The organism is Acrocarpospora phusangensis (assembly GCF_016862995.1).
Classification (GTDB): Bacteria; Actinomycetota; Actinomycetes; order Streptosporangiales; family Streptosporangiaceae; genus Acrocarpospora; species Acrocarpospora phusangensis.
Map to the genome: position 1 here is coordinate 1 of NZ_BOOA01000025.1, position 21,655 is coordinate 21,655.

19 protein-coding genes and 1 pseudogene are annotated in these 21,655 nt (G+C 71.8%); 8 read left to right on the forward strand and 12 right to left on the reverse strand.

From position 1 onward, the window contains the following. Both Aph01nite_RS16650 and Aph01nite_RS16655 read right to left on the reverse strand, forming a co-directional pair. The coding region (locus Aph01nite_RS16650; RefSeq protein ID WP_204041803.1) for a polyprenyl synthetase family protein at nucleotides 1-826 on the reverse strand (826 nt) is incomplete at its 3' end. Next, nucleotides 826-2,199, reverse strand: a complete 1,374-nt coding sequence (locus tag Aph01nite_RS16655; RefSeq protein ID WP_239161746.1) for a family 2B encapsulin nanocompartment shell protein — start codon at nucleotides 2,197-2,199, stop codon at nucleotides 826-828. The genes Aph01nite_RS16655 and Aph01nite_RS16650, both read right to left, overlap by 1 nt. Before the next feature lie 483 nt (nucleotides 2,200-2,682). Between Aph01nite_RS16655 and Aph01nite_RS16660 the strand changes: the two genes are divergently transcribed. From Aph01nite_RS16660 to Aph01nite_RS16670, 3 genes are all read left to right on the forward strand, one after another. Further along, entirely contained in the window at nucleotides 2,683-3,996 is a 1,314-nt protein-coding gene (locus Aph01nite_RS16660; RefSeq protein ID WP_204041804.1) for a hypothetical protein, read from the forward strand. 89 nt (nucleotides 3,997-4,085) lie between these two features. Further along, nucleotides 4,086-4,502 carry a phage holin family protein gene (locus Aph01nite_RS16665; protein ID WP_204041805.1) on the forward strand — a complete coding sequence of 139 codons (417 nt, stop codon included), beginning with the start codon at nucleotides 4,086-4,088 and terminating at the stop codon, nucleotides 4,500-4,502. Next, nucleotides 4,499-5,200 carry a DUF3618 domain-containing protein gene (locus Aph01nite_RS16670; RefSeq protein ID WP_204041806.1) on the forward strand — a complete coding sequence of 234 codons (702 nt, stop codon included), beginning with the start codon at nucleotides 4,499-4,501 and terminating at the stop codon, nucleotides 5,198-5,200. Before Aph01nite_RS16665 ends, Aph01nite_RS16670 begins: the two co-directional genes overlap by 4 nt. Nucleotides 5,201-5,531: 331 nt before the next feature. On the opposite strand, the gene Aph01nite_RS16675 is transcribed toward Aph01nite_RS16670, so the two are convergent. From Aph01nite_RS16675 to Aph01nite_RS16700, 7 genes and pseudogenes are all read right to left on the reverse strand, one after another. Next, a complete protein-coding gene (locus Aph01nite_RS16675) occupies nucleotides 5,532-8,213 on the reverse strand; it encodes a helix-turn-helix transcriptional regulator (RefSeq protein WP_373872301.1) in 2,682 nt (893 codons plus the stop codon). 219 nt (nucleotides 8,214-8,432) lie between these two features. Then, nucleotides 8,433-8,570 (reverse strand): annotated as a pseudogene (locus Aph01nite_RS42635) (ATP-binding protein); the annotation flags it as partial. 59 nt (nucleotides 8,571-8,629) lie between these two features. Continuing rightward, nucleotides 8,630-9,901 (reverse strand): ABC transporter substrate-binding protein, encoded by a 1,272-nt coding sequence (locus Aph01nite_RS16680; RefSeq protein ID WP_204041808.1) that lies wholly within the window; start codon nucleotides 9,899-9,901, stop codon nucleotides 8,630-8,632. Then, nucleotides 9,891-10,994 (reverse strand): branched-chain amino acid ABC transporter permease, encoded by a 1,104-nt coding sequence (locus Aph01nite_RS16685; RefSeq protein ID WP_239161747.1) that lies wholly within the window; start codon nucleotides 10,992-10,994, stop codon nucleotides 9,891-9,893. The genes Aph01nite_RS16680 and Aph01nite_RS16685 overlap by 11 nt, the downstream gene beginning before the upstream one ends. Next, nucleotides 10,987-11,877, reverse strand: a complete 891-nt coding sequence (locus tag Aph01nite_RS16690) for a branched-chain amino acid ABC transporter permease (protein ID WP_204041809.1) — start codon at nucleotides 11,875-11,877, stop codon at nucleotides 10,987-10,989. The genes Aph01nite_RS16685 and Aph01nite_RS16690 overlap by 8 nt, the downstream gene beginning before the upstream one ends. Beyond that, nucleotides 11,874-12,668: an ABC transporter ATP-binding protein gene (locus Aph01nite_RS16695; protein WP_239161748.1), complete on the reverse strand. Its 795-nt coding sequence runs from the start codon at nucleotides 12,666-12,668 to the stop codon at nucleotides 11,874-11,876. Before Aph01nite_RS16695 ends, Aph01nite_RS16690 begins: the two co-directional genes overlap by 4 nt. Next, a complete protein-coding gene (locus Aph01nite_RS16700) occupies nucleotides 12,665-13,438 on the reverse strand; it encodes an ABC transporter ATP-binding protein (RefSeq protein WP_204041900.1) in 774 nt (257 codons plus the stop codon). The genes Aph01nite_RS16695 and Aph01nite_RS16700 overlap by 4 nt, the downstream gene beginning before the upstream one ends. 171 nt (nucleotides 13,439-13,609) lie before the next feature. On the opposite strand from Aph01nite_RS16700, the gene Aph01nite_RS16705 reads away from it, so the two are divergent. Further along, nucleotides 13,610-14,809, forward strand: coding sequence for a PucR family transcriptional regulator (locus Aph01nite_RS16705; protein ID WP_204041810.1), 1,200 nt, complete (start codon nucleotides 13,610-13,612; stop codon nucleotides 14,807-14,809). A gap of 40 nt (nucleotides 14,810-14,849) precedes the next feature. Then, the gene (locus Aph01nite_RS16710; RefSeq protein ID WP_204041811.1) at nucleotides 14,850-15,875 is read left to right on the forward strand and encodes a LacI family DNA-binding transcriptional regulator; all 1,026 of its coding nucleotides are present in this window, start codon (nucleotides 14,850-14,852) and stop codon (nucleotides 15,873-15,875) included. A 135-nt stretch (nucleotides 15,876-16,010) separates the two neighbouring features. Here Aph01nite_RS16710 and Aph01nite_RS16715 read toward each other — a convergent pair whose 3' ends face one another. Beyond that, the gene (locus Aph01nite_RS16715; RefSeq protein ID WP_204041812.1) at nucleotides 16,011-17,108 is read right to left on the reverse strand and encodes a DNA glycosylase AlkZ-like family protein; all 1,098 of its coding nucleotides are present in this window, start codon (nucleotides 17,106-17,108) and stop codon (nucleotides 16,011-16,013) included. Next, nucleotides 17,105-17,875: a DUF3152 domain-containing protein gene (locus Aph01nite_RS16720; protein ID WP_239161749.1), complete on the reverse strand. Its 771-nt coding sequence runs from the start codon at nucleotides 17,873-17,875 to the stop codon at nucleotides 17,105-17,107. The genes Aph01nite_RS16715 and Aph01nite_RS16720 overlap by 4 nt, the downstream gene beginning before the upstream one ends. Nucleotides 17,876-18,063: 188 nt before the next feature. Between Aph01nite_RS16720 and Aph01nite_RS16725 the strand changes: the two genes are divergently transcribed. Further along, complete coding sequence (locus Aph01nite_RS16725) at nucleotides 18,064-18,804, forward strand: CHAP domain-containing protein (protein ID WP_239161750.1); 741 nt, start codon at nucleotides 18,064-18,066, stop codon at nucleotides 18,802-18,804. A 20-nt stretch (nucleotides 18,805-18,824) separates the two neighbouring features. Here the strand turns inward: Aph01nite_RS16725 and Aph01nite_RS16730 are convergent, their stop codons facing one another. Further along, nucleotides 18,825-19,262, reverse strand: coding sequence for a type II toxin-antitoxin system PemK/MazF family toxin (locus Aph01nite_RS16730; protein WP_239161751.1), 438 nt, complete (start codon nucleotides 19,260-19,262; stop codon nucleotides 18,825-18,827). 146 nt (nucleotides 19,263-19,408) lie between these two features. On the opposite strand from Aph01nite_RS16730, the gene Aph01nite_RS16735 reads away from it, so the two are divergent. Further along, nucleotides 19,409-19,771, forward strand: a complete 363-nt coding sequence (locus Aph01nite_RS16735; protein ID WP_204041815.1) for a CU044_2847 family protein — start codon at nucleotides 19,409-19,411, stop codon at nucleotides 19,769-19,771. A gap of 3 nt (nucleotides 19,772-19,774) precedes the next feature. Continuing rightward, on the forward strand, nucleotides 19,775-21,652 hold the full coding sequence (locus Aph01nite_RS16740; RefSeq protein ID WP_204041816.1) for a VMAP-C domain-containing protein: 1,878 nt from the start codon (nucleotides 19,775-19,777) through the stop codon (nucleotides 21,650-21,652). Nucleotides 21,653-21,655: the final 3 nt, after the last annotated feature.

Sequence of the window (21,655 nt, forward strand, 5' to 3'; positions counted from 1 at the left end):
CCGTGCCGGAACTGAGCGCCGACACGACGGGGAGCGACTTCTTGCGGTTGGCCAGGTCGGAGTGGACGGGCTTGCCGGTGACCTTCGGGTCGCCCCAGATGCCGAGCAGGTCGTCGGCCAGCTGGAACGCCAGGCCCAGGCGGTCGCCGAACGCGCGCAGATGCTCGATCTGGGCCGCCGTGCCGCCGCCGAACAGACCGCCGAGCGCGCACGCGCACGCGATCAGCGCGCCGGTCTTGCCGCTCGCCATGGCCAGGCACTCGGGCAGTTCCACCTCGGCCCTGCCCTCGAACTCCACGTCCGAGCTCTGCCCGCCCAGCAGCTCCTGCACGGCCGTGTTGAGCTCCGACACCGCCTCGTGCGCGAGCGGGTGCCCGCTGGTGGCCAGCACGTCGAAGGCCAGCGCCAGCACGGAGTCTCCGGCCAGGATGGCCTGGCTGACCCCGAACGCGCTCCACGCCGTGGGCCGGTGCCGCCGGGTGGCGTCGCCGTCCATCACGTCGTCGTGGAGCAGCGACCAGTTGTGCACCAGCTCCACCGCGACCGCGGCGGGCACGGCGACCTCGGCGTCGCCGTTCACCGCCTCGGCCGCCAGCAGGGTCAGCGTCGGCCGCACGGCCTTGCCGCCACCGGCCTCGGCCGGGACGCCGTGCGCGTCCCACCAGCCGAGGTGGTATCCGGTGATGTGGCGCATGAACGGCGGCAGCCGGTCCACCGCCGGGCCCAGGGCCGGGCGCAGCAGCGCCCGCCCCCAGTCCAGCACCGCGCGGGAGTCCGGCACCGCGTGGGCCGGGCGCCGTTCGATCGACTCCCCGGTCGTGGTCATCAGTGCCCGAGCTCCACGTTCTCCAGCACGCCGAGCGCGTCCGGGATCAGCACGGCCGCCGAGTAGTACGCGCTGACCAGATACGAGATGACCGCCTGGTCGTTGATCCCCATGAACCGCACGTTCAGGCCGGGCTCGACCTCGTCGGGCAGGCCGGTCTGGTGCAGGCCGACCACGCCCTGATCGTCCTCCCCGGTGCGCATGGCCAGGATCGAGGTGGTCCTGGACTCGCTGATCGGGATCTTGTTGCACGGCAGGATCGGCACGCCCCGCCAGGCCGGGACGTGGTTCCCGTTGAGATCCACGGGGTCCGGGTAGATCCCGCGCTTGGTGCACTCGCGGCCGAAGGCGGCGATGGCGTGCGGGTGGGCCAGGAAGACCTGGGTCTTGCGGCGGCGGCTGAGCAGCTCGTCCAGGTCGTCGGGGGTGGGCGGGCCGCTGCGGGTGTGGATGCGCTGCTTCAGGTCGGCGTTGTGCAGCAGGCCGAACTCGCGGTTGTTGACGAGCTCGTGCTCCTGCCGCTCGCGCAGCGCCTCGATGGTGAGGCGCAACTGCTGCTGGGTCTGGTTCATCGGGTCGTTGTAGAGGTCGGCGACCCGGGTGTGCACCCGGAGCACGGTCTGGGCGACGCTCAGCTCATACTCCCGGGGGGAGACCTCGTAGTCGACGAAGGTGCCCGGCAGGGACGCCTCGCCGTGGTGGCCGGCGGCGACCGCGATGGCGGCCTGGCCGTGCCGGTCCTGCGGGCGGTCGGCCGTCGACTGGTAGGCGTCCACCTGGGCGCGCAGCGTGTCGGACTGGGCCAGCAACTCCTCGAACGCCTGCCGGGGCAGCGTCAGCACGGTTCCCGAGGTGGTGGCCTTGACCGTGAACGGCCACGTGCCCGGCCCGAGCAGGGACTGGTCGCCGAAATGGTCGCCGTCCGCCAGGGTGCCCAGCACGGACTCGTCCCCGTAAGGACCCACGCCGAGTTTGTCGAGTCTGCCGTGCGCGATCAGCACCACGTCCTCGGCGGGGGAGCCCGAGGTGACGATCACGTCGCCGGCCTGGAAGTCGTGCTGCACGAACCGGCTCGCCAGCGCCTCCAGCGCGTCCACGTCGTCGTAGCCGCGCAGCAGCGGCAGCTCGCACAACTCCTGCGGGACCACCCGGATGGAGGCCCCCACGTTGGTGAAGGTCACCCGCCCGTCGCCGACGGTGTACGTGAGCCGCCGGTTGACCCGGTAGGCGCCGCCCCGCACCTCCACCCACGGCAACACCTTCAGCAGCCACCGCGACGAGATGCCCTGCATCTGCGGGACGGTCTTGGTGGTGGTGGCGAGTTGGCGGGCGGCGGTGGTGCCCAGGCTCAGCTGATCGTTCTGAACGGTCACAGCACTCCTCAGGTCGCGCAGCGGGGTGGCCCGTGATTCCGGGGCCCTTTTCTTCCCATCCCGGTGGATTTCACCTCCGGGTCCTGCTCTCAGCGGCCGATGGTCTTCCGTGGTCGAATTCAGTGATCACAATGGGCGTCGAGGATTTTGCCGGGCATTACCCGTCTTTAGTTCGCCCATTACGTCTCCGGTCCGGTCCAATAATGGTCGTCGATCATTCTGGTGTCAAATTCGAGTTCCCATTCGAATTCGCTAACCATATTTGCAGCAAAATAAACGGCATTGCTGTGAATGTCGCATATTGGGAACGATTTTCGTAAATGGGCGCGCGGGGTTGACCTGGCCGGGTGCGGGGTGCTGACAAGGTAAGTAAGGAAGCCGCAAGGGTTTCCGCAAGGTTCGGCGCGGACGCTGGCGGGAGAGGGCGCGTCCGGGGGGAGCGCCCGCGTCCGGACGCTGGACCGAGGGGGCTGCAGAAACAGGATGCGGAGTCAGGAACCGAGCCGGGCCCCGCTGGGGCCCGAGGCCCGCGGGCGGGTCACACGAGGGAACCGCAAGACCGTCCTGGTGGTCGTGCACACCGCCGCGTCCGGCCGGCGCCTGCTGGAGGCGGTCCAGCTGGTCCAGCCGGACCCGCGGGTCCAGGTGCTGTTCACGCTCGCGGAGGACGCGTACGGCGACGGGGAGGCCGAGTTCATGGCGGGGCTCGGCGGGGTGCCGCTGCCCTGGCGGCGGGCGGTGGGCGAGCCCTTCGACCTGGCCGTCGCGGACGGTCACGGACCGGTGCACGAGCTGCGCGCGCCGCTGCTCGTGCTGGGTCACGGAGCTCACGGAGCTCACGGAGCTCACGGAGCTCACGGAGCTCACGGAGCTCACGGAGCTCACGGAGCTCACGGGACCTACGGCACCCACGGCGACGGATCCGGCAGGTTCGCCCCGCGCGCGCCGGGCCGCCGCGTGGCCTGCGGGCACGGCGCGTACGGGCCGGACGCGCAGCGCCTGCTCCGGGACGGCGCCGTCGTCCCGGACGCCATCGTGCTGCCGCACCGGGCCGACCTGGGCCGGCTGGCGCGCGAGTGCCCGCAGGCCCTGCCGGTGGCCGAGGTGGCCGGCGACCCGGTCTACGACCGCCTGGCTATCAGCGTCCCCGACCGCGAGCTCTATCGCCGGGCCCTGGACGTACGGCCCCGCCAGAAGCTGGTCGCGGTCGGCTGCGCCCCCGGGCCCGAGTCCCTGTCGGCCGCCGCCGACCTGATGAGCCGCCTGGTACGCCAGCTGCCCGCCAGCGAGTACCGGGTGGTCGCCCTGCTGCACCCGGGAGTCTGGTCCGCGTACGGGTCGTGGCGGGTGCGGGCCTGGCTGGCCGACAGCCAGCGCCGGGGGCTCCAGGTCGTGCAGCCCAAGGACGACTGGCTCGGCGTGCTCGTCGCGGCCGACTTCGTGGTCGGCGACCACGGCCCCGCCGCCCTGTACGGCGCCGCCCTCGGCCTCCCGGTCCTCCTGGCCGGATCGCCGCCGGAGCACGCGGTCCCGGGCACCCCGCTCGGCGAGCTGGCGGAGATCGCGTCCCGGATCAACCGGCACCAGCCGCTGGCGGTCCAGCTCGCCAGGGCCGCCGCCGCGCGCGGGCCCGAACAGCGGCGGCGGGTGACGAACATGCTCACCTCTGCTCCGGGACGGTTCCACCGCAACCTCCGGCGGCTGATGTACCGGCTGATGAACCTGCGGCAGCCCGCGTGCATTCCGGTGGCCACCCCCGTTCCGATGCCGTTCCTGACGCCGTACTACGGCGGCTGACTAGAACGCGGCATTGATGACGAAAACTCGCAAATATGGTTTCAACGGGATAAATCGGGTAGGCGAAGTAAATGGGGGAAGGAGGGACCATGTATGTCAACCAGAAGGAGTCACAGTCCACCGCCGAGCTAGTACAGCAGGCCTCCGACCAGGTATCCCGCCTCATCAAGGATGAGATGCGCCTGGCCAGGGCCGAAGTGGTGGGCAAGGGGCGCCAGGCGAGGACCGGCGCCGCCCTGTTCGGCGCCACCGGTGTCACGGCGCTGCTCGGGGCCGGCGCGCTGGTCGCCTGCGTGATCATCGCCCTGTCCATCCCGTGGCCGGCCTGGCTGGCCGCCCTGGTCGTCGGCGCCGCCCTGATGATCCTCGCGGGCATCATGGGCGCCGTGGGCAGGAGCCGGGTCAAGGGGGCCATGCCGCCCAAGCCGACCCAGGCGGTGAACGGTGTCAGGAACGACATCGACGCGGTCCGCTCCGGCGTCACCGAGGGGAGGGCGCATCGATGACCCGCCCGCACCACCGGACGGGGTCCGAAGACGTCGCGGCCATCGCCGAGGACGCGGAGAGGACCCGGGAGGAACTCGGCCGCACGGTGGCCGCCCTGGCCGCCAAGACCGACGTCAAGGCGCGGGCCAAGGAGAGCATGAGGTCCAAGGCCGTGACCGCCAGGACGACGGCCAGGTCCGGGGCCCACCAGGTCGCCGACCAGGCCGGCCGCCACCCCGCCGCCTACGGGACCGTCGCCCTCCTGATGGGCGCGCTGGTACGGACGCTGATGCGGCGCAGGCAGACGCGCCACACGATGTTCTCCAGACGCGGACGCCGTCCCATGCTGATGAACCTGGCCGAGTCCATGGGCCTGGTCGGCCGGCGCCGCCGCGGCATGACCATGCTGGACCGCCTGATGTCCATGTTCATGGGACGCCCCGGCAGGCCCATGGGTCGTGGCATGGGCCGCTCGATGATGGGCCGGAGCATGAGCCGTGGCATGGGCCGCACGATGGGCCGCACGATGGGTCGTGGCATGGGCCGCACGATGGGTCGTGGCATGGGCCGTCGCATGGGCCGTGCCGGTGCTCCGATCGGCCGGACCATGGGCAAGACGATGGCCTCGTCCATGGGCCACAGCATGGGCAAGACGATGGGCAGAACCATCGGCAAGACCATGGGAACGCCCACCCGCCGCCAGGGGATGATGCGCTGACCGGGCGATCTCGCACGGCATCATCCAAGCCGGGCGAGGCCGCCCGAATTCACGGCGCGGCCTCGCCCGGCACATGAAGTCCCGGGCGTGAAGTCCCGGGCGTGAAGCCAGCGTAGGGAACCTGGCGCGGAGTCCCGCGTATGAGGTCCGTCGCCTGGAGCCCGACATGTGGAGCGCGGCGTGGTTTGTGCGGCATAAGCCACTAACGGAATGGACCGGCTCGTCTTGGCGCCGGTGGGTGAGCGGTGTCGCCCGCGTTAACGGTGCCGGATAGCGGCGAGAACCCGGCGTCCGGTCCATTTAATGCCCGGCGTGTGAGGAGTCTGGGCGGTCAGCCGAGGAGGCGGACCAGCTCGACGCGGGAACGGATGTCGAGTTTGGTGAAGATGTTTCTGAGGTGGTGTTCGATCGTTCGCGGGCTGAGGTAGAGGCGGGCCGCGACTTCACGGTTGGTGGCGCCGTCGGCTACGAGGCGGGCGATCTGGAGTTGCTGGGCGGTGAGGTCGTGGGTGGCCGCCGGCCGGGTTTGGCGGACCGTTTCGCCGGTCGCGCGTAGTTCGCTGCCCGCCTGTTCCGCCCAGATTCGCGCGCCCAGGCGTTCGAAGGTGTCCCGCGCGCCGCGGAGGTGCTCGCGGGCGGCCCCGGGGCGGCGCTCCCGGCGCAGGGCGCTGCCGAACAGCAGCTCGGTCCTCGCGGTCTCGAACTCCGAGAAGCCCTGCCGGTGCAGGTCCAGTGCTTCCCGGAACAGTTCCCCGGCCGCGCCGGGGCCCGCCAGCAGGGCCCGGCACCGCACGGCGAGCGCCCGCCGGTCGGGGCTGCGGGTGCTGTCCGCCCACCGTTCGAACACGGCCAGCGCCGCCTCGGCCCGATCCCGTTCCCCGGTTCGTACGGCCGCCTCCACCAGCGTGGGGGTAGCGATCACCCGTACCACGAGATGGCCGGTCCGGGACGGTTTGAGCCGCTGGAGGACGTCCGACGCGCGCCCCCGGGACAGGTCGAGCTGAGCGAGCGCCCACGTGCTCAACGCCCCCGCGATGCTCACGCCGTGGGTCCCCGCCAGGTCGATCGCCGCGTCCGCCCGGATCCGGCACGACTCCTCGTCGCCTTGTACGGCCGCCATCATGGCCAGCCAGGCGAGATGCTGCCCGGCGCTGTTCCGCTGCCCGGTCTCCTGGGCCAGCCGCAGCCCTTCGGCGGCGTCAGCGGTCACCGCCGCGTACCGTCCCATCCAGAACTGGCTGTTCACCGCGAACTCCAGCACCTGCGGCACGGCCGTCAACGCCCCCAGCGCCCTGGCCGTCTCGACCGCCCGCGTGGACAGCTGCAACGCCGGCACATCATCGCCGAGCATCAAGCTCGCACACGCCGCCCACACCAGCACCGACGGGCTGGGCACCGACAGATCCGGCGACGACATGTCCGACATCGACGGGCCGGACAAGGACAGACCCCGCGTCCCCGGGCCAGATGACGATCGTCCGAATGACGACGCGCCCGGCATCGACAGGCTGGATGAGGACAGGCCGGGTGCGGAGAAGCCGGGAGCCGACAGGGCGAGTTCCACTACTCGGCGGAGGGGTGTGGCGGCTTCCGTGTGGCGGCCCAGGAAGGATGCGGCCAGACCGGTCAGGTAGTCGAACATCAGCTGGGCCGCGGGCCGGTCGTCCGGGCGGCGCAGGCGTGCCGCGTCCCGCGCGATCGCGACGAACCGCCGGTGGTCCCCGGCCAGATAGCTGGCCTCGCCGGCGCGGATCAACGCCCGGACCGCCAGGTCACGATCCCGTCCGAGCAGTGACTCCGCCACCGCGAGCAACTCGTCCCTGGCGTTCGTCGTGGCCCCGCCGCGCAGCTCCAGCCGGGCCCTGATCAGCTCGGCCTTCTGCCGCAGCTCCTCCGGCATCGCCCCCGACCGCAACCGGCCGAGCAGAACTCTGGCCCGATGCGGACGCCCCTCCAGCCAGGCATGCTGGGCGGCGGAAGCCAGCCGCGCGGCCCGCACCTCGCCGTACGCGCTCAGATCAGCGGCCCGCTCGAACGCGACGGACAACGACAGGTGCCCGGTCCCCGGCCTCGAACCACCCGCGGCGGCGGCCAACTCTTCACCGAGCCTTTCACCGGGCCCGTCCAGCGCCACCGCCCGATGCCAGGCCCGGCGCAACTCCTGCCCCTCCCCATCGAGTACGGCCCCGAGCCGCCGATGCGCACCCCGCCTGCGCAACGACGAAGCCCTCTGATAGACCACCACCCCCACATTCGGCTCCACGAACCGGAAACGGTCACCGGCGAGCCGTACCACCCCCGCCAGTTCGGCCGGTTCCAGCCCGGCGGACGCGCACTCCGGCTCGGCGGCCCGCACGAGCGCCGACAGTTCGAGCCCGGGATCGGCGGCCAGCAGAAGCAGCAGATCCCGGGTCCACATCGGCAGACGCCCGATCTGCGCGGCGTACGCGCCTGCCAGCCGCCCGTCCCTCGGCAACGCCTCCGGCGGCGGCGCGTGCCCGGCCAGCTGGTCCGGGGAGAGGGCGGCGACCACCTCGGTCACCGCCAGGGGGTTGCCGCGGGCGATCCGGTCGATCGCCGCCCGCAGCGGTTCACCCAGGCCCGGAGCCAGGTCGTCCACCAGTTCCCGGCGGGCCCGCTCATCCAGGCGCTCCAGCCGTACCGACGGAATGTCCGGCACGTCCGCCCCGGCCGCGAACACCATCGCGACCCGCTCCCCGGCCAGCCGCCTGGCCGCGAACAGCAACGCCTCCCGGCTCGGCGCGTCCAGCAGATCCAGGTCATCCACGCACACCAGCACCGGCCGCCCCACCGAACAGAGCAGATTCAGCACCGCCGCCGAGACGACGATCTCCCCCGGCTCCACCCCGCGCTCCAGCCCGTCCACCAGCCCATCCACCAGCTTCGTCCCCGGCAGCGCGGGCACCGACCGCCTTAACGGCCGCAGCAGCGAGTACACCCCCGCGTACGGCACCTCGCTTTCACCCCGGACACCCTGAACGCGAAGAACCATGACGCGCCCGCTCCCGCCCGCTCCGGAACCAGGTCGCTCCGCGACGAGCGGCGGCACGGCCCGGTCCGAGAGCTCCGCCGCATCGCACCCCGGTGGAGAAGCAGGTTCCGCAGGCGAGCCCGGACCTGCTGCCGCGATCGGCACGGGACCAGGTCCCTCCAGCTGGTCCGGGAGCCCGGCCGCGCCGGGCGTGGGCGTGGAATCAGGTCTGTCCGAGAGCGCTGCCGCGTACTCCACGAGGGCGGATTTGCCTGTTCCTGGAGCGCCGTGGAAGAGGAGGGCGCCGCCTGAGCCTCTGATGGCGGCGTCGAGGAGGTGGGTGAGGGCGGTCTGGTGGGGGGTTCTGCCGCGGAGCACGGCGGCCTCCGGGAGGGAGAAGGGCCGGCGGCCGCCGGGGGAGCGGCCGCCGTCGCGCGTCAGCTCGCCGGGGGGACCTGGTAGTCCTTGGCGAGGTCGGACACGGCGGCCTCCTTGAAGATGACCGCCCCGCCGACGGCGTCCTTGTCCGGCTTGACCACGTACGACGCGCGCGACGCCGGCTGGTCGAAGCCGGTGAAGTCCATCGGGGTGCCGCCCAGGCCGCCCTCCCAGGCGTTCTGGGAGCGGTGGGCGCGGATGATGCCCTCCCGGCTGAGGTCCTTGGCGTCGCACGCCTTCGCCAGCGCGTCTCCGATGATCATCGCGGCGGTCCAGCCGGCGGAGACGCCGCTGTCGAGCGGCTGACCGGCGAAACGCGCCTCGTAGTCCTTGATCAGCTTCTCGTAGACGGGCAGCGGGGCGCTGATGGGCGCGCCGGCCGTCACGTAGTAGTAGTCCTTGAGCAGGGCGGGCGCGGCGGGCGTGGCCAGCAGCAGCGGGCTGTAGGCCGAGTTGCTGCCGACGAACGGCACGTCCATGCCGGACGCCAGCGCGACGCCCACCAGCGAGGCGGCCTGACGGGGGCCGACCGAGACCAGGACGGCCTTCACCCCGGCCTTCTTGAACGCGGTGGCCTGCGCGGTCATGTCCTGGTCGGTGGCCTTGATCTTCTGCTCCACCAGGGTCAGGCCGAGCTTCTCGGTGGCGTACTTGGAGCCGTCCAGGGAGCTCTCGCCGTAGTCGCCCTCGAAGTACAGGTGGCCGATCTTGTCGCCGGCCTTGATGCCCTTCTCCTTCGTCAGGAAGTCCACCCCGTTGATCATGTCCACGTCGTACGTGGTGCCCGTGACCTGGATGGCCTCGCTGCCCAGCAGCCCGGTGGCCCACGCCATCGGGATGGTCAGCAGCTTGTCCGTGGTGATCTTGTCCTTGAGCGCGATCACCATCGGGGAGCCGATGAACTGCGGGATGGCCGCCGAGCGCGGCGCCACCTCGGTGTAGGCGGCCATGGCCTTCTGCGCGTCGTACCCGTGGTCGCGGACCACCAGCTCGACCTTCCGGCCGCAGACGCCCCCGGCCGCGTTGACCTGCTCGAAGTAGAGCTGCTGCGCCTGGGTGAGGCTCTTGCCCAGCGACGCGTACGGGCCGGTCAGGTCGGTGAGCAGGCTGAGCGTGACGGAGTCGGCGGTGACGCCGGGGCCGGTCTTCACGCCGTCGCCCCCGGTGGCGGTGGCGGGCGCGGCCCCGCCGGTGGCCTTCTCGCTCGCGCAGGCGGACACGGCCAGGGCGAGCGCCGCCAGGACCGCTAAGGCTGTTCGGTTAGGGAACATGGGAACTCCTGGTTTGGGGGCCTGAGGAAATTTTGGACGGGGCCAGGCGGAGCCTGAGGCCGGTCAGATGCGGGCGGATCTTGCGCAGCAGGCCGTACAGGCCTCCGGGGAGGAAGAGCACGACCGAGACGACGGCGGCGCCGTACAGGATGCGGGCCGCCTCGGCGGGGGAGACCCCGCCGGAACCGGGGGCGGCGATCAGCGGGATCGCGTCGCTGTAGCGGGTGAGCAGCTGCGGCAGCATCGAGACGAAGACCGCGCCGATCACCGCGCCGGTGACCGAGCCGAGGCCGCCGATGACGATCATGGCCAGGTAGTCCAGCGAGAGCAGCACGCCGAAGTACTCCGGCACCGTGCGCTGGAAGACCAGGGCGAGGAGCACGCCGGCCAGGCCGCCGTACATGGAGGAGAGGACGAAGACGCCCGCCCGGTAACGGGTGACGGGGACGCCGATCACGCCGGCCGCGATCTCGTGGTCGCGGATGGTGTTCATCGCCCGGCCCGGCCGCCCGCGCAGCACGCCCCTGGCGAAGAAGGCCGCGCCCGCGAGCAGCAGCGCGCCGAGGAACCAGAGCCGCTCCAGCGAGCCGAACGGCACCTGGAGCAGGACCAGTTCGGGGGAGTCGGCGAACACGAACCCGAACAGCTCCATCGGCGGCACGGCCCGGCCGTTGAACCCGCCGGTCACCGGTTCGGCGTTGAACAGCGCGTGCTGCCCGCCGAAGATCAGCGCGAGGGTGGCGATGCCCAGGTAGGCGCCCTTCAACCGGCTCGCGATGGGGCTGAACAGCCCGCCCGCCACTCCGGCCGCGAGCACCGCCAGCACCGCCGCCAGCGCCGGCGGCAGCCCCAGCCCGCCGAGCGTCCTGGTGGGCTCCGCGGCGAGGAACACGTACGCGTACGCCCCGACCGCCAGGAAGAAGGCGTGCCCCATGGACAGCTGCCCGGTCGCCCCGGTGAGCAGGTTGAGCCCGATCGCGCCGATGGCCGCCGACATCGCGAACAGCCCGGTCTGCAGCCAGAACCCGTCCAGATAGAACGGCACCGCGACGGTCAGCGCCGCCACCGCGACCCAGAACAGGATCCTAGACACGGGCCGGCTCCTTGGTCCCGAACAGCCCGGCGGGCCTGATCAGCAAGATGACGATCATCACCAGGAAGGGGGCCACGTCGCCGATGCCCCGGCCCAGGAACGCCAGATCGTTCTGGTAGCCGCTCATCAGCGCCTCGGTGACGCCCACGATCAGGCCGCCCACCAGCGCGCCCGTGGTGGAGTCCAGCCCGCCCAGGATCGCGGCCGGGAAGGCCTTGATCGCGGCCAGGCTGGTGCTGCGGTCCAGGCCGGGCGTCGGGAACACGCACAGGAACACGGCGGCGACCGCGGCCAGGCCCCCCGCCACCGCCCACGCGCCGAGCGAGACCCTGCCCAGCCGGATGCCCATCAGCGCGGCCGTCTCCGCGTCCTCCGCGGTGGCCCGCATGGCCACGCCCCAGCCCGTGTACTTGAACGCCAGCAGGAACGCCCCGATCAGGAGCGAGGCCGTGACCAGGGCGACGATCCTGGTCTCGGCCACGGTGATCCCGCCGACGCGCACCACGGAGTCGGCCCAGGGGTCGCCCACGGCCAGCACCTCCGTGCCGATCTGCCGGGTCAGCTCGGTGGTGAGCACGATGTCCACGCCGATGGTGACGATGGCCAGCACACTGTGCGAGCCCACATTCGCCCGCCGGATGATCAGGAATTCGATCAGCGCCGCGACCACCGCGGCGGCCGAGACGCCGAGCAGCAGCGCCGGCCAGAACCCGACGAGCGGGTGGAGCCGCGCCACCAGGTAGCCGCCCGCGAGCAGCAGCGAGGCGTGCGCGAAGTTCACCACCTCGGTCGCCTTGAAGATGACGACGAACCCGAGCGCGATCAGCGCGTAGACGGCCCCGATGGAGATTCCGTTGACGAGAAGCTCCAGGAACGTGGTCACGTACCCTCCTTGCCGAGATATGCGCCGATGACGCGGGGATCGTTCTGCACCTCGGCCGGGGTGCCGTCGGCGATGCGCCTGCCGAAGTCGAGGACCGTGACCCGGTCGGCGAGCCGCATCACCATGCCCATGTCGTGCTCGACCAGCAGGATCGAGATGCCGAGGCTCCGCCGTACCGAGACGATGAGTTCGGCCATCTCCTGGCGTTCGCCGCCGTTCATGCCGGCGACCGGCTCGTCGAGCAGGAGCAGCCGGGGCTCCATGCAGAGGGCGCGGGCCAGTTCGACCCGTTTCTGCACGCCGTACGGGAGCAGCCCGACCGGCGTGGCGAGCCGGGGGGCGAGCCCGACGAACTCCGCGATCTCGGCGACCCTGGCCGCGTGGCGGCGCTCCTCCCGGCGGGCGTGCGGGAGACGGAGCCCGGCCGAGACGAAACCGGCGCGGGTGAGCCGGTGGCGGCCGAGCATCAGGTTGTCGCGGACCGGCAGGTGCGGGGAGAGCGCGATGTTCTGGAACGTGCGGGCGACACCGAGCGCGGCCACCTGATGGGGTTTGCGGGTGGTGAGCTCGGTGCCGCCGAACCGCACGCTGCCCGCGGTGGCCTTGTAGACCCCCGAGAGCACGTTGAAACAGGTGGACTTGCCCGCGCCGTTGGGCCCGATCACCGCGTGCACGGACCCCGGCGCGACGGTGAAGCTGACCTCGTCGAGCGCGACGAGCCCGGCGAACCGCACGGTCACCCCGCGCACCTCCAGCGGCTCCATACCGTCCGGTTGGTATGCCGTGCTCATGCGGACCACCTCGGGAGAGTACGCGTGGCGAGCCGCCCTTCGACGGCGTCCGCGACGCCCAGATACCGCCGCCGGACCTCGTCGCTGGCGGCCAGTTCACCGGCCGGGCCCTCCAGCGCGACCTCGCCCACCTCCAGCACGTACGCGTACGACGCCAGCGACAGCGCCATCGCCACGTTCTGCTCCACCAGCAGCACCGAGGTGCCCAGCGCGTTGATCTCCCGGATCGTCTCGGCGATCTTGGCCGCGACCAGCGGGGCGAGCCCCAGCGTGGGCTCGTCCAGCAGCAGCGCCGCCGGTTCGGCCATCAGCGCCCTGCCGATGGCGAGCATCTGCTGCTCGCCGCCCGACAGCAGCCCCGCGCGCTGCCCGGCCCGCTCCCGCAGCACCGGGAACAGTTCGTGCACCCGGTCCCGGGCCAGCCGGGCGGCCTTGCGCGGCCGGCCGAGCCCGCCCGCGCGCAGGTTCTCCTCCACGGTCATCCGGGCGAACACCCGGCGGCCCTCCGGCACCTGCACGATGCCCCTGGCCACCACGGCGGAGGCGCTCAGCCCCGACAGCCGCGCCCCGCCGAACTCGATCACGCCACGGGAGACGCCGCGATGGAAGCGCAGGGTGCCCGAAACCGCCCGCAGCAGGGTGGTCTTCCCGGCGCCGTTGGCGCCGAGTACGGCGACGATCGATCCGGCCGGAACGCGCAGGGACAGGCCGCCCAGCGCGCGGACCGGACCGTAGCTCACCGCTAAGTCGCCGACCGTCAGGTCGGTCAATCTGGTCACGGGCACACCCAATCCCGGGCGTGCGTGAACGTCCAGATGCGGCGGTGAAATCGGGACCGCTGCCCACCGCCGTACGGGGGTGGTTGTGCAGCCGCACAACGGCGTGTCACGAAACGAAACCGAACCTTGTTCCGGAGTTGGCCGGATGGCACCCTCGGGAGGATGCGTCCCCAACCGCACGCGGACGAGGAAGTCCGGGAGATGTTGCGCACGGCTGCCCGGGCGATGCTGGAACGCCTTCCCGAGCTCACCGACGAGCTGGTGAACCGGGTCAGGATGGGCGACGAGGACTACTGCGCGCTGGTGCCGTACGACGACCACTGGGCCAGCACGCTGGAGGGCATGCGGCTCGGGATCACCGCCATCCTGCAGGAGCGGGGCGCGCGGCGGGATCTGCAGTTCACCGAGGCGATGGCCCGGCGCCGCGCCGACCAGGGGCTGCCGCTGGACTCGATGATGCGCATGTACCGGCTGGCCGCGCAGGTCACCTGGGCGGGCATCGTCGACTACATGGAGAAGGAGCACCCCGACCAGCTCGGCGCGCTGGTCCGTACGGCCTGCCACGTCTGGCACGCCATCGACCGGCAGGCGCTGGTCGCGGGGGACACGTACCGGCGGCGGGAGAGCGAGCTGGCGGGGCGCAACCACGAACGGGTCAGCGCGCTGCTGGACGCGCTGCTGGACGGCGCCGCCGACTCCGGCGTGGTGCGCTCCGCCGCCGCCGGCCTCGACCTGCCGGAACGCGGCCGGTACGCGGTGGTAACCGTGCGCTTCCCGGTCCGGCACGACGGCGGCCGGCTGCCGGACAAGCTCGGCGGCATGCGGCTGCTGTGGCGGATGCGCACCGGGCACGAGGTCGCCGTGGTCGCCATGGGCGAGTCGACGCTGGAGGACCTGGCGACCGCGCTGAGCGCGGCGGTGAGCGGAGTGGCCGGAGTCAGCCCGGTGGTGGACGGCCTGGTCGACCTGGGGGAGGCGCACCGGCTGGCCGAGCTGGCCATGCGGACCTGCGGCGACGCCGGGCCGGAGGTCGCCCGCCTGGACCAGCGCCTGCCCGCCGCCCTCGTCATCTGCCAGCCCGACATTTCCGAATATCTGGTGAATGGGGTGCTGGGGCAGCTGCTCGCGCTGGACCCCGCCGACCGGGACGTGCTGCTCACCACCCTGGAGACCTGGCTGCGCTGCGAGGGCTCGGCCGCCCGCGCCGCCGGGCGCCTCTACTGCCACCGCAACACGATCATCAACCGGATCCGCCGCATCGAGAACCTGACCGGCCGCTCCCTGTCCCGCCCCCGCGACATCGTGGACCTCGCCCTGGCCCTGGACGCCGTACGGCTCCTGCCCGGGAGCGCCTTCCCTTGATTGGAGAGCGCTCTCCGGGGATGCGCTAGAGTTTCATCACATGAGGGAAGATCGCCTGGCTTCGCCCACCCTTGAGGACGTCGCCAGGGCCGCGGGCGTCTCCCGGGCGACCGTGTCCCGCGTGATCAACGGCATCCGGAACGTGGACCCGGAGATCCAGGAAACGGTCCGGCAGGCGGTCGCCGCCGTCGGCTACGTGCCCAACCGGGCGGCGCGCTCCCTGGTCACCGGCAAGACCGGCTCGATCGCCCTGGTCGTCTCCGGCGCGGGCCAGTTCTTCGCCCGCGTCTTCACCGACCCCTTCTTCGGCCGCGTCGTCACCGGCATCTCCGGCCACCTGCGCCCGCTCGGCGTACACCTGGTGCTCATGCTCGCCGAGGCCGCCGACGCCCGCGCGCAGGTCGTCGACTACCTGCGCCAGGGCCACGTGGACGGCGCCATCCTTGTCTCCACCCACGCCGAGGACCCGCTCCCCGCCCAGCTGGTCGAGCTGGGCCCGCCCGTCGTGCTGTTCGCCCGCCCCGCCCAGCCCATCAGGATCAGCTACGTCGACGTCGCGCACAGCGCCGGGGCCCGCCTCGCCGCCGACCACCTGATCGGGCTCGGCCGCGAACGCGTCGCCACCATCTCGGGGCCGCTCGACGTGCCCGCCAGCCTGGAACGCCTCTCCGGCTTCCGCGAGGCCATGGCCCGGCACGGTCACGCGTTCGTCCCCAGCGTGGAGGGCAACTTCACCCAGGAGTCCGGGGAGCGCGCCATGGAGCGCCTGCTGGCCGAGCACCCCGACATCGACGGCCTGTTCGCCGGCAACGACCTGATGGCCCAGGGCGCGCTCATCGTCGCCCAGTCCCACGGCCGCCGCATCCCCGAGGACATCGCCGTGGTCGGCTTCGACGACAGCAGCGCCGCCCTCGCCTGCCGCCCGCCCCTGACCACCGTCCGCCACCCGGTCGAGGACATGTCCGCCGAGATGGCCCGCCTCCTGCTGGCCCACATCCAGGAACCCGGCCGCCGCGTGACCTCGGTCATCTTCGAACCCGACCTGGTCGTACGGCAGTCCGCCTGACGGTCCGGAGTCCGCCCGGGCGCGACCTGCCCGCCACCGGCCGGGGCCGGATTCACCGGCGAGACCAGCGTCTTCTTCACGGAGCCGCCGCGGATGCGAAGCGAATCGGCCCATCCCACCGGCTCCTGACGCCGCTCAGGTCTTCGCGTGCACCACGCGGACGTTCTGCGCCCCCCGGAGCGCGGCGATCCGCGACGCCTCCTCCTCCAGGGCCGCCACGGCGTCCCGGGGGAGCGGGTCGAACGCGGTCACGGTGACATCCAGGGTGTTCCTGCCCGCCGTCTTGGCCCGCCAGACGCCGGCGATCTCGCCGTCCATCAGAATCGCGCCCGGATTGCCGAGCATGCGCCAGATCTCCGCGTGCCGGGACTTGTCCGGGACGAGCAGGGCGCGGTCGCGCGCCTGGAGGTAGGGGTCGGACGGGGGGAGCAGGCGCAGCAGCCGGGGGCGGCGGGTGGCGTCCAGGAGCAGGTCGACGCGGTCGGCGGGCAGCCAGGCGCGGCGGCCGTCCACCTTGACCTCCGCTAAGTCCTTCGGCCACATGCGCTTGATCTCGGTCGGCGTGGTGCCCATGAACTTGGCGGCCTCCGCGGGCGTGGCCGGGCCGAGCAGCCGCAGGTAGGCGGTGATGACCGAGTCGGCGGCCACCGACTGGCCGGGCACGCCCCGGCGGTTCCCGATCGGCGCCAGCGTGGTGGCCGAGCCTCTGGGCGCGAGCCGTACGCCGGCGGCCAGGCCCACCTGCTGGAAGAGGGCGCCCGAGATGTGCTGGGCGTTGCAGCTGCGGCACCAGTAGGTGACGCCCTCCGGGACCAGGGCGCTCACGGCCGTGCTGACCTCGCCCTTGGTCATCGGGCCCCGGACCACCTCGTGCATGGCCTTGGCCGCCGCCCGGAACGCGGTCAGGCCCAGCTTGGCGCCCTCGCGGATCTGCGTGGTGGCGATGCGCGCCGTCGCGTCGGCGTCGCTGACCGGCCACAGGGCCGCCGCCAGCGCGGTCAGGTCGGCCGTTCTGTGCAGGTGGGGGGCACCGCGGGTCGACCAGACCAGGGTGAGCGCGTCGTCGTCCGGGTCCGCGGAGGTCCGCGCCGCCACCGCCAGCCGGGCCGACCCGTACGGAGTGTCCTGCACGCCGAGGTCGAGGACGGCCAGGCTCGCGGGCGGGAGATCGGGCCGGTCGAGCTGCTGGGCCGCGACGCGGTAGGCGAGGACCTGTAGTCGATCCACGTTCATAGACCAGACCTTAGCCGTCGGGGGTGGGGCCAGGGGTTGGGCTTGCAGGAGGCGAGCGACTTCGTCTGCTGCATCATGACGGGGGCGGGCTTGCCCTTGCCGGGGCAGCCGACGTGGCCGTGCCCGAGGCCGTGGCCGACCTCGTGGCTGATCACGTACTCCCGGTAGGAGGCGAGGTCGCGGCCGTAGTTCGGCGACCCCTCCGCCCAGCGCACCGCGTTGATCACCGCGCGCCTGCCGTTCCAGCAGGACAGCTCGCCGCCGGTCTGCAACGGCAGGCACTGCACATTGGTCGTACGCGGGCTGGACAGCGCCACGCTGAACCGCACCGGCCCCGAGGTCACCCGCTTGAACCGGCCCCAGCCGCGCTCGTCGTTGAGGATGCGGTGCACCTCCTCGGCGAACTCCCGGGCCTCGAACGGCAGGCCGCGCTCGACCTCGACCATGTACCGGATCTCCTCGCCGCCGCCCTTGCGCGCCTTGCCGGTGCCCGGCGCGACCGAGTAACGGCCGTCGGCCCGGTACGGGACCTTCACCTTGCGGGGCTGGACCCGGCCGTTGACGACCAGGGGCTTCTCCGCCTTGGCGACGGGCGCGGGGGACACGGGCGGGGGCACCGCCGGGGCGGGGATCGCGGGGATCGCGAGCTTGGTGAGGACCGGCGGCGTGGCTCCTCCGGGTCCCGGTCTGTCCGGGCCCGCCAGCAGGGCGCCGACCACCCCGGTGGCAACGATCCCCGCCGCCGCCAGCAGGAAACGATGATCCACGAACTCTCTCCCCCACACGAACCGACCCGGGGACCTGATCATACGGGAAAACGATCACACCATTAGGCCATCACGCTGGCGTTTCGTACTTTGCCCCAACCTGACTACCCACCTTTCTCGAAAAAGCTCCACGAGTCCGACATTTCCGAACTACAGTCGATTGTTATCGGGTGGTAATGGAGGCAGTGTTGCTGGAACGTTCCCAGGACGACACGATCACGCAGGACCTGTTAGCCGTCGTCACCAGGGAACTGGGTTACCGGGAGAAGGCCGGCCAGCACACCAAGTTCGGCGCCTGGTACGCGGACCTCACCAAGGATCCCCAGTACCGCAACGCTCCCTGGTGCGACATGTTCATCGCGTGGGCGGCCGACAAGGCCGGTGTCACCGACTACGTCGGCGAGTTCGCCTGGACCCCTTCGCACGCGCGCTGGTTCGAACAGCACGACGCCTGGACCGACCAGCCGGAACCCGGCGCCCTGGTCTTCTTCGACTGGGCCGGCGGCAACGGCATCCCCGGCATCGACCACGTCGGAATCGTGGAAAAAGTCGAAAACGGAAAAATCCACACAATCGAGGCGAATGTCGACAAGGTGTGGCTGAAGCGCAAGGTCCGCGACGAATCCAAAATCGTCGGCTACGGCCTTCCCCGCAAAGTCCGCGAAACCCTCACGACGTCCCCGACCACCGTCGAACTCCGCCCTGACGCGGTCACCGCGGTCGCCAACCCGTCCCCCGGCCTCGACCCGACGGCGGCCGTGGCGACCACCGTCCTCGCCTTAGCCCTGGCCGCCTCCCTGGTGGCCACCGGCATCCACGTCCGCCGCTTCGCCGTCTCCACCGGCCGCCACCGCCGCAAGGCCCGCGCGGCGGCAGCCGCCGACACCCAGATCACCGAAACGCCAAGGCGCCGGGCACTGACCCCCTGAAGCCCTCCTGAAGCTGCGGCCTACCCGTCGGCCGCCCACCCGTGCGTACGCATCAGCACCGCGGCCACCCGTACGAACCGTTCCTTGTCGAGAACCGCGCCCTCACGGCGGATGTCGTCCTCGTCCAGCTCGAAGACCCGGTCCAGCCGCAGGTACGACGGCCGCACCTCGCGGTCCCACGTCCCCGCCCCCAGCGGCAGCCACTCGTCCCCGCCGCCACCCTTGCTGGACAGCATCATCCCGAGCAGCCGCCGCCCGTGCCGCCCCACGACCAGGAGCGGCCGATCCTTCCCACGCCGCGGATCCTCCTCGTAGGGCACCCACGCCCAGACGATCTCCCCGGGATCCGCCATCCCGTCCAGGTCCGGCGAGTACTCCAGCGAGGCCATCCGGTCCACCCGGTGAACCTCACGAACCGCTCCCCGCACCGGCCGGGGATCTTCACCTAGATCACGCACACACCGCACCCTATCCGCCTGCCTGTCACCCCTGCGGCGTAGATGGAACTTGGCGTTTGGGTTCCCCCGCTTTCAGGCGAGCGATAGCGTGATCGCCTGTTTGCGCGGTTTCGACAGTCAGCCCGTACGAACCGGTTTGAGGCGTCATGACGAGCAAGGCCATGCAGATAATGCTGCCGAGCGGTGAAGTGATCTGGGCTCAGGTCGCGGTGGACGGGCCTGCCAACGTCGCCGCCGGCGCGTTGCCCCGCCTGAACGTCGAGGAGTTGCGCGACACCGTCCGCGGGGTGTCGGCGAGTCTCCGTGCCGCCGTGGACGACCTCAGGCCGGACCAGGTGCAGGTGGAGTTCGGGCTGGAACTGACGCTCAAGTCGGGGAAACTCACCAGCATGCTGGCGGAGGCTGGCGGTAAGGCGAGTATCAAGGTAAGCCTGACGTGGAGCACATCGGGGGCCAGTGCGACGATCGAGCCGGCGAGCGCGGAGCCGGCCGGCGACGAGGATGAGTAGGCGTTGGCGGACCCGCAGGTGCAGCTGAACGAGCTGGCGGAAGAGTGCCTGGTGCGGCTCGGGGCCGATCTGGGGGCTGCCCCGGGCAGCGGCGGCTCCGGTGTTTGGATCGCTCCCGGCATCGTGCTCACGTGCGCGCATGTCGTACCGGCCGGGGTGGGGAGCGCGATTCAGGTCGCGTGGAGCGGGCGCGCCCTGACCGGGACGGTCACGGACCAGCTGCCCGGCGGCCCGAGCGACGGCGGGCTGTGGCCCTTCCCCGACCTCGCCGTCGTGGCCGTGGCGGACGCGCCGGACCACCCGTGCGTACGCCTGTCGGAGGCGGTGCCGGTGGACCGCGCGCGGCTAGTCGCGTTCGGCCACTCCGCGACCCTCGACGAAGGGCTGCGCCCCACCGCCGTGGAGGGCCGGATGAGCGGGTGGCACGCCTTCGGCGACGGCCGGATGTGGCAGTTCAAGGAGAACGAGCTGGTCGAGGGCATGTCCGGGGGACCGGTGCTGGACCTCGCGTCCGGCATGGTCTGCGCCGTCACCGCGACCTCGCTCGGCGTCGGCGACCGGGGCGGCTACCTCGTCCCGGTCTCGGCGCTGCGCCGGCTCGGGCCGGACCGCTGGCGCGCCGTCATGAACGCCCACGATCGGTTCCACGCCGGCCACCGGCGCTGGACGGAGCTGCAGGGCGGGCACGGGCCCTTCCCCGGCGTCCCGCTGCGAGCCGCCGAGGAGGCGGAGCTGCTCGGGTTCCTGGCCGAACTGCCGCCTCCGGACCACGCGGCCCTGCTCCGCCTGTACACCGCCAGCTGCGAGCACAACCGGCCACCGGCCAAACCGCTGAAGGCCTACCGCGACGTCGCTCTCGCCCTGATGGACGTGACCGGCCCGGACCGGGCGCTGCCGCTGCTGCGGATGGTCCACCAGCTCGCCGGACCCCGTGCCGATCCCGGCCTGCGGGACTGGGTGACCGGCTTCGCCGCCCGGCTCGGCAGAACGCGGGAGCTGAAGGACTGGCGATCCGGCGCGGCGCGGGCGGCCGTCCCGCGGGGCGGCGTGGTCTCGGTCCAGATCATGCCCGGCTGGGCCAAGGTGGACCGATACCAGCTGACCGTCCGCGTACGCGGCGAACCGGGCAAAACCGGCCTGCTGTACTGCGACGAGGAGCCCCGGCACACCCTCGGCGAGGCCAAGAAGATCGCCTGCGAGAAGATCCGGGAGGCGCTGTGCTGGCTGCAGGGCAACGCCCTCGTGGAGTTCATCGTGCCGTTCGACCTGTTCGACGAACCCTTCGACGAACTGGTGGCGACCAAGCCGTACACCAACATCGGCCGCAAGTACCGGGTCGTCCTGCGCGACTACGACCGCCTGATCGATCCGTCGGTCCACCACGACTGGCAGCGACGCTGGAAACGCCTGCGCGAGACCGACAGCGGCACCCGGTGGATCATCTGCACCGAGGACCTGTCGGCCGAGGAGTTCTCCGCCGAACTGGAGGGGCGTCCCGACGTCACCGTCATCGCGCTGACCCGGCGGCCCAGCTCGTCCGGCTCGTACGGCGACATGCTGCGGGTGGCGCTGGACTCGGGCGTCCCGGTCGCGATCTGGCGGCGGGACACCTGCCCCGAGCACGACGCCGGCGACGTCCCGGAGGAGACGTGCTCCGGGCGGAGGTTCCGTACCGCGTTCGGCGACAAGCTCCAGAAGACACCCATCCGCGACCTTCCCGAGACGGTACGGCTGCTGCGCAACCGGGCCGTCGCGCGGGATCGCAACCCCGCCGACCACGACTGCCGCGGCACCGTCCTGCTGTGGGACGACCCCGAGCAGTCCGCCCAGCTCCTGGCGCCCGTGGTGGAGCCCCGCTACGACGATACGAGAGGGTCCTAGGGC